The sequence below is a fragment of the Lactobacillus nasalidis genome, assembly GCF_016587775.1.
Taxonomy (GTDB): Bacteria; Bacillota; Bacilli; order Lactobacillales; family Lactobacillaceae; genus Lactobacillus; species Lactobacillus nasalidis.
In genome coordinates this window covers 1-11,448 of the sequence record NZ_BOCG01000611.1, presented here as the reverse complement: position 1 = coordinate 11,448, position 11,448 = coordinate 1, and the positions used below count along the sequence as shown (strand labels likewise).

12 protein-coding genes and 1 pseudogene are annotated in these 11,448 nt (G+C 51.3%); 12 read left to right on the top strand and 1 reads right to left on the bottom strand.

Annotated features, from left to right (window positions below; genetic code table 11):
* The 3 genes and pseudogenes from lacNas_RS11480 to lacNas_RS11470 all read left to right on the top strand — a co-directional run.
* Positions 1–457: pseudogene (locus lacNas_RS11480) on the top strand (hypothetical protein); the annotation flags it as partial.
* A gap of 209 nt (positions 458–666) precedes the next feature.
* Positions 667–1,551 carry a YitT family protein gene (locus tag lacNas_RS11475; RefSeq protein ID WP_201330301.1) on the top strand — a complete coding sequence of 295 codons (885 nt, stop codon included), beginning with the start codon at positions 667–669 and terminating at the stop codon, positions 1,549–1,551.
* Between the two features lie 64 nt (positions 1,552–1,615).
* The gene (locus tag lacNas_RS11470) at positions 1,616–1,885 is read left to right on the top strand and encodes a hypothetical protein (RefSeq protein ID WP_201330300.1); all 270 of its coding nucleotides are present in this window, start codon (positions 1,616–1,618) and stop codon (positions 1,883–1,885) included.
* 56 nt (positions 1,886–1,941) lie between these two features.
* On the opposite strand, the gene lacNas_RS11465 is transcribed toward lacNas_RS11470, so the two are convergent.
* Entirely contained in the window at positions 1,942–2,784 is an 843-nt protein-coding gene (locus tag lacNas_RS11465) for a pyruvate, water dikinase regulatory protein (RefSeq protein ID WP_201330299.1), read from the bottom strand.
* Between the two features lie 168 nt (positions 2,785–2,952).
* On the opposite strand from lacNas_RS11465, the gene rpsU reads away from it, so the two are divergent.
* From rpsU to dnaG, 9 genes are all read left to right on the top strand, one after another.
* A complete protein-coding gene (gene rpsU / locus lacNas_RS11460) occupies positions 2,953–3,129 on the top strand; it encodes a 30S ribosomal protein S21 (RefSeq protein ID WP_002880182.1) in 177 nt (58 codons plus the stop codon).
* A gap of 172 nt (positions 3,130–3,301) precedes the next feature.
* Positions 3,302–4,249, top strand: a complete 948-nt coding sequence (locus lacNas_RS11455) for a PhoH family protein (RefSeq protein ID WP_201330298.1) — start codon at positions 3,302–3,304, stop codon at positions 4,247–4,249.
* On the top strand, positions 4,250–4,774 hold the full coding sequence (ybeY, locus tag lacNas_RS11450) for an rRNA maturation RNase YbeY (RefSeq protein ID WP_201330297.1): 525 nt from the start codon (positions 4,250–4,252) through the stop codon (positions 4,772–4,774).
* A 2-nt stretch (positions 4,775–4,776) separates the two neighbouring features.
* Complete coding sequence (gene cdd, locus lacNas_RS11445) at positions 4,777–5,196, top strand: cytidine deaminase (RefSeq protein ID WP_201330296.1); 420 nt, start codon at positions 4,777–4,779, stop codon at positions 5,194–5,196.
* Positions 5,180–6,085, top strand: a complete 906-nt coding sequence (era, locus tag lacNas_RS11440) for a GTPase Era (RefSeq protein ID WP_201330295.1) — start codon at positions 5,180–5,182, stop codon at positions 6,083–6,085. The genes cdd and era overlap by 17 nt, the downstream gene beginning before the upstream one ends.
* The gene (gene recO, locus lacNas_RS11435) at positions 6,085–6,834 is read left to right on the top strand and encodes a DNA repair protein RecO (RefSeq protein WP_201330294.1); all 750 of its coding nucleotides are present in this window, start codon (positions 6,085–6,087) and stop codon (positions 6,832–6,834) included. Before era ends, recO begins: the two co-directional genes overlap by 1 nt.
* A gap of 264 nt (positions 6,835–7,098) precedes the next feature.
* Positions 7,099–8,010 (top strand): glycine--tRNA ligase subunit alpha, encoded by a 912-nt coding sequence (gene glyQ, locus lacNas_RS11430; RefSeq protein ID WP_003618715.1) that lies wholly within the window; start codon positions 7,099–7,101, stop codon positions 8,008–8,010.
* Entirely contained in the window at positions 8,003–10,069 is a 2,067-nt protein-coding gene (gene glyS, locus lacNas_RS11425) for a glycine--tRNA ligase subunit beta (RefSeq protein WP_201330293.1), read from the top strand. The genes glyQ and glyS overlap by 8 nt, the downstream gene beginning before the upstream one ends.
* 26 nt (positions 10,070–10,095) lie before the next feature.
* Positions 10,096–11,448: DNA primase (gene dnaG / locus lacNas_RS11420; protein WP_201346881.1), on the top strand; the 1,353-nt coding region annotated here is incomplete at its 3' end.

The following is an 11,448-nucleotide window of genomic DNA, read 5'->3' as shown; positions in this document are numbered from 1 at the left end:
GTCAGCCGTAATTACGCCAACGGCTAACACGGCAACTACTACGACGACAACTACGACGGCAGCCGGTACCACTGGTACAACTGGGACTACCACGGGTACGACGAACGCTACTACCAACACTACCAACGTGACGAACACCACGACTCAAAACTCCACGAGCACCAGTGTTGGTTCGGTTACTAGTGAATCTGAAGGCTCCGTAACCGCGTCGGTTGACAACTCAGAAAGTGCCAACTCTGAATACCTGGCATCTGTCAGCGCATCAGTTTCACAATCTGAACTTGAAAAGTTGCAAGTGTCGGCTTCAGAACTTGCAAGCATGAGCGACCCAACCTCAACTGAACAAAGTGCGGCAACTTCTGTTTCAACCAGTACTTCCGTATCTAGCTCTGAATCAGCATTCAACTCAAGCGTGGCCAGCTCCCAGAGCAACAGCCTGTCTGAATTGAACCAATAGTCTTTCAAAGATTTCTATTGCGAATAGGCATGAAAACGCCCAGTCTCTATATGAGACCGGGCGTTTTTGTATTAAAAATGGTGTTTTTCGCCAAATAGGCAATGAAAAGCTGTATCATAAAAAGGGTAATTATTGCTTTGATTTCAAACAGAATAGAGGATCAACTTCAATGGTTACAGACCTATTAAGGACAGAGAGGAAAGCATGAAATGAAGGTTTTGGATCTAAATCGCTTTTCACGCAATAACAGTTTTTTGGTAAAAATTGGGACAGCCATTCTTTATTCGGTGATGGTGGCGGTAGCCCTAAACTTTTTCTGGCATCCCGGCCATATTTATTCATCTGGGATTACTGGCTTTGCGCAAATCGTCAATACTGTAACCAGTCGTTATTTGCCGTTTACTATTCCAACTGAAGTCATGTACTTTGCGCTGAACGTCCCGCTGTTTGTTCTGGCTTGGCTCAAGATCGGGCATGAGTTTACCGGATACACCATCTTCGCGGTTGCCATGTCGACGATCATGATGCGTTTCATTCAGCCAACTCATGTGAGTTTGGATCCGATTCTCTGCGCTATTTTTGGTGCGGCAGTCAACGGGATCGGTACCGGGATGGCCCTAAAAAGTGGTATCTCAACAGGGGGCTTGGACATTTTGGGCATTGTCGTACGGAAAAAGACCGGCATGAACTATGGTAAGTTCAATATCTTGGTCAACTTGATCATTGTTTTGATTGCCGGTTTTCTGTTTGACTGGTCAAGAGCCCTGTACACGGCTTTGAACATTTTTGTCAATGGCCGCTTTATTGATTCGGTTTACACTCAGCATAACAAGCTTCAAGTAATGATTGTTACCGAACATCCAGGGGATATCATTGAGGGCATTCAAGCCAAGATGCACCGCGGGATTACCATCTTCCATGACGTGGAAGGGGCTTATGGCCACACTGAAAAGACTGTCTTGGTAACGATTATCGATACCTATGACTTATACGATATTAGGACTACTGTACAAAAATGTGACCCGTTCGCTTTTATGAGTGTAACCGAAGTACAAAAAATTTATGGCCGATTTAGAGAACAAGAAGTCGTCTAGCTATTGAAAAAACTTTAAATTCAAATTATACTTGTGCTATACTCATAATAATGTGGTGAGATAAATGCCAGATGAAAGAGAAAGCAGCCGCTATCAACAGAAATATATTGGCTTAGATTTGGCGACTGGAATCGCCACTACATATGCCAAGCAGCACGGTTATCGCAATGTGAAACTGCTGATGACCAAGACTAGCCCTGATAAGCGGTCAGAATATTTTTATGTGTTTAGTATCACAGATACAATGAACAAGACTGGCAAGAAGGAATTCTTTATCTTAGTCGATCCTGTTTCGGGTGAAGTTTTCAGAGTTGATGAAAGCAACCTTAAATAAAACAAAAACGCGCGCTTACAATGTAAGCAGCGCGTTTTCTTTATGCTTGATTGAAACTAATCTTCTTCGTAGCCCAAGTGGTTCATAATCAAGGCAGCAGTTTCTTCGATTGAGCGTTCAGCAACATTGATTACGAAGCAGCCGAGTTTCTTGTACAAAGCCATGGCACTGTTCAGTTCGGCATTGATAGAATCCATGTTGGAGTAGGCAGTGTCAGGGTCCATGCCATAGCTGATCATTCTTTGCCGGCGAATGCGGTTGAGCACTTGCGGGTCGTTGGTCAAACCAATGATCTTCTTTGGATCGATCTGATAGATTTCCTTTGGAATGTGAGTCTGCGGCACCAGCGGCAGGTTGGCCACTTTAAGGCCCTTGTTGGCCAAGAGCAGGGAAAGCGGCGTCTTGGAAGTCCGGGAAACACCCAGCAAAACCACGTCTGCTTCTAAGAAGCCCCGCGGGTCTTTGCCGTCGTCGTACATAACCGCGAATTCCATCGCAGAAATCCGGTTGAAGTACTTGTTGGTCAGCTGGTGGTTGGCCCCGACCACGCCGCTTGGCTTCATGTGAGTCGTCTGGCTGATGGCTTCAATGATCGGCGAAAGAATGTCGATGTATTTAGCCTTGTGTTCGCGGGCAAACTTGATGATCGGCAGCTGCAGCTTCTCATCGATCATGCTGTAGACGATAACCAGATTTGGGTATTGCTCGATTTCTTCTAAAGTGGCCGTCAGCTTCTTTTCATTGGTCATGAAAGGGTAGCGGCGGTAATTGACTTCGGCTTCCGGAAATTGAACGGCAGCAGCCTGCGCGTTGTTGAAAGCCGTTTCCCCGGCGGAGTCGGAGATAATGATAATGTTGATTTCGATTTTTTGCTTGTTTTCTGCTTTACTTTCAGTCATATAGATCACCTCATCACTTATATTATACCGGATTATGTGCCTGCAAGAATCCCTCACGAAAACTTTTCAAAAAAATCTGCGGAAGCTATTGACGATTAGTCTATTTTTGCTATAATTTAGATAAATGTTTATGGCAGCAATGCCAAGAAATGGAAGGAGGGATCACACATGGCTAAGACTATCGTTCACGAAAACGAGTCTATTGATGATGCTCTTCGTCGTTTCAAGCGTTCCGTTTCTAGAAGTGGTACTTTGCAAGAATACCGCAAGCGTGAATTCTACGAAAAGCCAAGCGTTCGCAGAAAGTTGAAATCTGAGGCCGCTCGCAAGCGTAGACATTATTAATCGACTGAAGCTCTCGTGAAAACGGGAGCTTTTTTCATGCTTGACTTTCCGTGTTCTCTTTTTGGGCAAATCGTGTATCATATGCTTAGAGAGTATTAAGCTGACAAGCAAAGCGTAGAGTTGCGCGTTGATGTGATTGCTTTTCGGTTGAATTTAAAGGAGTGTTCCGTATTTGGAAAAGAAGTTTTTGCCACACAGCAGCGAAAATATTCAGAAGCTGGTGGGCGTCAATGACGGCAATTTGAAGCTGATCGAAGAAGGCTATGAGGTCAGCATAAACGATCTGGGCGGCACGATCAGCGTAACCGGCCCGGAAGACCAGGTAGAGACGGTTCTGCGGGTTCTGAAGGCTCTTGATGGAGTGGCCAGCAACGGTATCAATCTCACGCCGGCCGATGTCGTGAGTGCCATGAAGATGGCTGACCGGGGCACGACCGAGTATTTTGGTGACCTTTACAAGCAGATCCTGATCCGGGATGCCAAAGGACGGCCAGTCCGGGTCAAAAACGTGACCCAGAAGAATTATGTCGAGGCCATCAATAAGAGCGACGTGGTCTTTGGCATCGGGCCAGCCGGGACGGGGAAGACCTTCCTCGCAGTTGTCTGCGCGGTAGCTGCCTTTAAGCGGGGAGAAGTCTCCAAGATCATCTTGACCCGGCCAGCAGTTGAAGCTGGCGAATCCCTGGGCTTTTTGCCGGGGGACTTAAAGGAAAAGGTTGATCCTTACCTGCGGCCGATCTACGACTCCTTGTACGCCATCTTGGGCCAGGGGCCGACGGACCGGCTGATGGAGCGCGGCGTCATTGAAATTGCTCCTTTGGCATACATGAGAGGGCGGACGCTGGAAGAAGCCTTCGTCATTTTGGATGAAGCGCAAAACACCACTGATGCCCAGATGAAGATGTTTTTGACCAGACTGGGCTTTAACTCAAAGATGGTGGTCAACGGGGACATGACCCAGATCGACCTGCCAGGCAAGGCCCACAGCGGGTTGATCACTGCACGGAACATTCTTCAAGGAATCGACCAGATCAAGTTCGTTGAATTTAGCGCCAATGACGTTGTCCGGCACCCAGTCGTGGCAAAGATTATCAAGGCATATGAAGAGGAAGGCAAGTAAATGCAGGGAATTGACGTAACCTATACTGATGAAGTTGGCTTTTTGACCCAGGGCGGCCGGGACTGGCAGGACTGGATCATGCAGCTTTTGCTGCTGGCAAAGCAGGAAATCGGCAAGGAAAACGCCCAGGAAATGAGCATTAACTTCGTTGACGAAGACAAGTCGCAGACGATCAACCGGGATTACCGCGATAAAGACCGGCCGACTGACGTGATTTCTTTTGCCATTGAAGACGGCGATGACGGCCTTGATCTGGCGCTTTTCGCGGCTGATCCAGACTTCACTGAAGACATTGGCGACCTTTTCATGTGCCCCAGCGTAATTGAACGGCACAGCAAGGAATATGGCACCGGTTTTGACCGGGAGTTTGGCTACACAATTGTCCACGGCTATCTCCACTTGAATGGCTACGACCACATTGAACCGGATGAAGCCAAGGAAATGTTCGGCATTCAAGGAAAGGTCCTGGAGGACTACGGCCTGCCGCTGTATCCGGACCAGTTGGACGAAGGAAGGGGCAAATAAACGTGAACGAACTTGAACAGAAGCTTTTTCAGCTGGCCAAGGATCACCTGTCAGCCGCCTATACCCCGTATTCGCATTTTCACGTTGCGGCCGCTTTGGCGACAGATGATGGGCAGATCTTTACCGGGATCAACATCGAAAATTCTTCTTTTGGCTTGACCAACTGCGCTGAGCGGACCGCGATTTTTTCCTGGGTCAACGCCGGCCGGCCTGGCAGGATCAAGTGCCTCTTGATCATCGGCAACACTGACCGGCCAATCTCCCCTTGCGTAGCCTGCCGGCAGGTGATGAGCGAGTTCATGGCGCCGGAAACGGAAGTCATTTTGACCGACAGCCAGGGCGATTTTGACCGGTTTACGGTTGATCAACTGATACCATACCACTTCACAGAAAAGGACATTCAAGATGGGGCAAACAAGTAAACACAAGTCAGGTTTCGTAGCATTGGTCGGCCGGCCGAACGTCGGCAAGTCGACTTTGATGAACCGCCTGGTCGGGCAAAAGGTGGCGATCACTTCTGCCAAGCCGCAAACGACCAGAAACAAGATCTCCGGGATCTACACTGAAGACGACATGCAGGTCGTCTTTGTCGACACGCCAGGGATCTTTAAGAGCCACTCGGACCTGGACGACTACATGGACAAGGCCAGCCTGTCTTCTTTGAAGGACGTCGACTTGGTCATGTTCATGGTTGACGCCAAAAAGCCAGGCAAGGGCGAGGAATACGTGGCCAGCCTGCTGAAAGACCTGGATATTCCCGTATTTTTGGTCATCAACAAGATTGACCAGGTTCACCCCAACGACCTGCTGCCGATCATTGATGCCTACCAGGCAGTGGGCAAATTCGCCGAATTCCTGCCGATTTCGGCCCGGCAGGGCAACGGTTTCGACGACCTGCTGGCCACTCTCAAGCGCTACCTGCCGGAAGGGCCGCAGTTTTACGCGGCAGACGAAATTACCGACCGGCCCGAATACTTTGTAGTTGCGGAAATGATCCGTGAGCAAATCCTGCGCTTGACTGACCAGGAAGTGCCGCACTCAACGGCTGTCTGGGTTGACCAGATGAACCAGCGGATCAATGGCAAGCTGCAGATCGATGCGACCATTTTTGTTGAAAAAGATGGGCAAAAGCGGATCATCATCGGCCAGCGCGGCGCCATGATCAAGCAGATCGGGATGCGGTCCCGCAAGGAAATTGAAGGTCTGCTGGGCGAGAAGGTCAACTTGAAGCTCTGGGTCAAGGTCCGCCGCAACTGGCGGCAAGATCCGGCCTTCCTCAAGTCGATCGGCTATGACAAGAAGGAACTTTAATGGCCGCCGAACTGCTTGACGTGCATGGTCTGCTTTTCAAAAGGCAGAAATACAAGGAGGCAGACCTGCTGGCCAAGCTTTGGACCAAAGAACTGGGAATCGTCACCGTCATCATCAAAGGCGGGATGCGGCCCAAATCGCGCCTGGCTGCCGCGGTCTTGCCCTTTACGGAAGGCACCTTCGGCGTGCTGACGCGCCGGCAGGGCATCAGCCAGCTGCGCACCTACAAGAAATTGCGCCAGCATGATGAGCTCTTTACTGACCTGGACAAAAGCGCATACCTGTCTTATCTTTTTGACTTGGCTGACCATGCCTTTAGCGAGTACCAGAACTTGGGCAGCTATTACCAGCTCTTGATGGGGGCTTTTGACCGGATCGTTGCCGGCCAGGACCCGGAAATCATTGCCCAAATCGTGCAGCTGCAGCTGCTGGCTGCTTTTGGGGTGGCCCCGCAGCTGGCGGCCTGCGTGATCTGCGGCAAAGAGCAGGGGATTTTTGACTATTCCCTGTCTTTGGGCGGAGTTGTCTGCAGCGACCATTTCCGGAACGTCGACCGCCTGCATCTTTCGCCTAAAGCTGCGGCCCTGATCCGCACTTTGGGCCTGCTGCCCTTGGAGCGGCTGGGGCAAATCCAGCTGGATGAACCCTTGAAAAAGGAAAGCCGCCGGGCGGTCGCCCAGATCTACCAGGCAACCGTTGATTTGAACCTGCCTAGCCTGCGCTTTTTGAACGAGGTGCGGGGCGGGTAATTTTCCTAAAAAACATGAAAAGAAACGGAATTTGTGGTAAAATATCCTGTATATTGGTAATGATGAGGAAATAGAAAAGTACCGTGGCAGCGAGTATCGGTTGGTGAAAGGATACGGCGGGAAAAGGCCCCTCTAGCCAAGCTAATTAAGAGCAGGAGACAAATACGCCTCCTGAATTAGGGTGGAACCGCGAATACTTTTTTCGTCCCTATGCAAAAGTAAAATTGCATAGGCTTTTTTTATGGCCTTGCATAGGAGGTAACTATGGCACAAAAATTAGATATTCAGACCATGATCTTCAAGCTTGAGCAGTTCTGGGCTTCAAAGGGCTGCATGATCATGCCGTCATACGATGAAAACAAGGGTGCGGGGACGATGAGCCCTTACACTTTCCTGCGGGCAGTTGGGCCGGAACCGTGGAAGGCCTGCTACGTTGAGCCTTCCCGCCGTCCTGCCGACGGCCGCTATGGGGACAACCCGAACCGGCTCTTCCAGCACCACCAGTTCCAGGTTGTCTTGAAGCCGGCGCCGCTGGAAATTCAGCAGTACTACCTGGATTCACTGAAGGTTCTGGGCATTGAACCTTTGGAACACGACATCCGCTTTGTCGAAGACAACTGGGAAAACCCTTCAATGGGCTGTGCCGGTGTTGGCTGGGAAGTTTGGCTTGATGGGATGGAAGTTTCCCAGTTTACTTACTTCCAGACTGTCGGCGAACTGGACGTCAAGCCAACCATGGGCGAAATTACTTACGGGGTTGAACGTCTGGCTTCCTACATTCAAGACGTCAACTCAGTCTTTGACCTGGAATGGGGCGACGGGGTCCTTTACCGGGACATCTTCAAGGAACCGGAATACGAGCACTCCAAGTACGCTTTTGAAGAAAGCGACCAAAAGCAGCTGCTGGAATTCTTCGACACTTATGAAAGAATCGCCAAGCGCCTTTTGGGCCAAAACCTGGTTCACCCGGCTTACGACTACATTCTGAAGTGTTCCCACACTTTCAACTTGCTGGACGCGCGCGGGGCTGTTTCAGTAACTGAACGGGCCGGCTACCTGCACCGGATCCGCAACATGGCTCACGAAGTCGCAGTTAAGTTCGTGGAAGAACGTGAAAAGCGTGGCTTCCCATTGTTGAAGAGTGCACAAGCAAAGGCGGAGGCAAGCAATGACTAAAGACTTTTTATTTGAAATCGGCGTTGAAGAAATGCCGGCCCACGTGGTCAGCAAATCAGTTAAGCAACTGGCAGACCGGACTGGCAAGTTCTTAAAGGAAAACGGCCTGGGCTTCAAAGAAATCAAGACTTACTCCACTCCGCGCCGGCTGACGGTTCTGGTCAAGGACTTGGACGAAAAGCAGGCTGACGTGGACGAAGTCAAGAAGGGGCCGGCTAAGAAGATCGCCCAAGATGCTGACGGCAACTGGACCAAGGCCGCTGTCGGCTTTGCCCGCGGCCAGGGGATGAGCGCTGACGACATCTACTTCCAAGAGCTCAAGGGCGTTGAATACGCTTATGTGCACGTGCAAAAGGCCGGCAAGGAAGCTAAGGAAATCCTTTTGGGCCTGGACGAAGTAATCAAGGCCATGACCTTCCCAACCAAGATGCGCTGGGACTCACAAGACTTTGAATTCGTGCGGCCAATCCACTGGCTGGTTGCCTTGTATGGCAGCGAAGTCGTGCCGATCGAATTCCTGGACATCACTGCCGGCAGAAAGACTGCCGGTCACCGCTTCTTGGGCGACAGCGTCGTTTTGGCCAATGCCGATGACTATGTAGAAGCCCTGCGGGACCAGTACGTTATCGTTGATGCCGGCGAACGCAAGGACATGATCGTTTCCCAGATCAACGACCTGGTAAACAGCCATGACTGGCAGATCAAGCTGGACCAGAACCTGCTTGAAGAAGTCAACAACCTGGTTGAATACCCGACTGTTTTTGCTGGCTCATTTGACCCGAAGTACCTGGAGATTCCGGATGAAGTCTTGATTACTTCCATGAAGGACAACCAGCGCTACTTTGAAGTCTATGACCAGGAAGGCAAGCTGATCAACCACTTTATTTCCGTGAGAAACGGGAACCGGGACCACCTGGAAAACGTGATCTCCGGTAACGAAAAGGTTTTGGTTGCCCGCCTTGACGACGCAGTCTTCTTCTATGACGAAGACCGCAAGTACCCGTTGAGCCACTTTGTTGACCGGATGGACAGCGTTTCCTTCCACGACAAGATCGGCTCAATGGCTGAAAAGATGACCCGGGTCCGGATTATCGGCGACTACCTGGCCAAGCGCTTCGGCTTGTCAGCTGAAGAAGTGGCTGACTTTGACCGGGTAAGCGGCTTGTACAAGTTCGACCTGGTAACCCAGATGGTCGGCGAATTTGCCGAACTGCAAGGGGTCATGGGGATGCACTATGCCCGCCTGGCTGGCGAAAATGAAAACGTGGCTGTTGCCATCAAGGAACACTACATGCCAACCACGGCCGAAGGCGAGCTGCCGAAGAGCAAGGTCGGCGCCCTTTTGTCAGTTGCTGACAAGCTGGACACCATTATCGCCTTCTTCGGCGCCGGGATGATTCCGTCATCCTCAAACGACCCGTACGCTCTGCGCCGTTATGCTTACGGGATTGTCCGCATCCTGCTTAACGAAGACTGGTCACTGCCGTTTGACCAGGTAATTCCGGAAATCGTGGAACTTCTGGCCGGCAAGACTCCGGCCAAGTTGCCAGCCAGCGCTGAAGAAGACAAGCAGCTGGCCGACTTCATCCGTGACCGGATCAAGCAGTTCCTGCAAAAGAACAACTACCAATACGACGTTATCGATGCCGTTCTGGCTTCAAGCGAACAAGACCCGAGCCAGATTTTGGCTGCCGCCAAGGTGCTGCAGCAACACCACGACGACGAAGCCTTCAAGCCGGTTGTTGAAAGTCTGACTAGAATCAGCAACATCTTGAAGAAGGCCAAGTTCACCGACGCCAAGGCAGTTGACCCGAGCTTATTTGAAGACAGAAGCGAGCAGGACCTTTATAATGGTGTTGAGGCTTTGAAGAATGTCGAAGACCATGCTGAGCTTTACCAAGCCTTCGTGGCCCTGCAGGGCATCATTGACCGCTACTTCGACGTCAACATGATCATGGCCAAAGACGAAGCTGTCAAGAACAACCGCCTCAGCCAGCTGGCGGCTGTCAACGACCTGGCCAAGCGCCTGGGCGACTTGAGCAAGCTGGTTATCAAGTAAATTATTAATAATAAAGGGTGATTGAATTGGCTGGAAGAATTTCGGAGGATTTTATCAATGAAGTTCGCGACAGCGTAAACATCGTTGACGTGATCAGCCAGTACGTGTCACTTGAGAAGAGAGGCAAAGACTATGTTGGTCTTTGCCCTTTTCATCAAGAAAAGACGCCATCGTTCAGTGTCAATCCGGAGAAGCAGTTCTTTTACTGCTTTGGCTGCCACCGGGGCGGGAACGTCTACAAGTTCATCATGGAAAAGGAAGAAGTTACTTTTCCTGAAAGCGTTGAAAGAGTAGCCGAGTTTGCCAATATCCCGATGCCCCAGGAGTACCAGGAACAGCCGGTCAAGCTGAACCCGCTGATGCAGATGCACCAGGACGCGGCTGACTTCTACCAGCAGATTCTGCTGACGACCAAGATCGGGGAGCGGGGACTGAACTATGCCCGCCAGCGCGAGCTTGATGACGAGCTGCTGAAGCACTTCAAGATCGGCTACGCTCCAGACCGGCGGGACCTGCTGCTGACTTATCTGAAAGAGCAGGGCTACACGGACGAGCAGCTTGCCGAAAGCGGCCTGTTCGTTCAGACCCAGGACGGCCGCCTCTTTGACCGTTTCCGGGACCGCTTGATGTTTCCGATGAGCGATGAAACCGGGCACCCCGTGGCTTTCTCCGGCCGCCGGATCAGCGACAACCCGGATGAGCCCAAGTATATAAACAGTCCGGAAACGAGCATCTTCAACAAGTCAGACCTGCTTTTCCATTTCTCGGAAGCCAAAAAGCATGCCAGAAAAGAGGGACACCTGGTCTTGTTTGAAGGGCACATGGACGTGATCTCGGCTTACAAGTCGGGGATCAAGACAGGGATTGCCTCCATGGGGACCAGTTTAACCCAGCAGCAGGTCTACATGATCCGCCGGATCACCCGGCAGGTCGTCATCAACTATGACGGAGACGATCCCGGCATCCATGCCGCCGAGCGGGCCGTTGGCCTGTTCAAGCAGGCCGGCAGCTTTGACCTGGGAATCGTCATCCTGCCCGACAAGCTTGACCCGGATGAATACGTCAAGCAGTACGGGGCTGAGAGCTACCAGGCGGCGATCACAGGCGCCATCTCGACAACGGACTTTTTCCTGCTGCGCCTTAAGAAGAAGTACAACTTGAACAACGAACGCGAGCAGGTGGCATATTTGAGTGAAGCGGTCCAGGAAATCGCGACGCTGCAGAACCCGGTTGAACAGGACCTTTACGTCGGCCGCTTGGCCAAGGAAACCGGAGTTTCACTGGATGCCTTGAAGATGAACCTCTCCCGGGCCCGGCGCCGGCAGCGCCGCATTGATGAGCACACCAGCGCCGCTGAACCCGCTGTCTTGCCGCCGGCT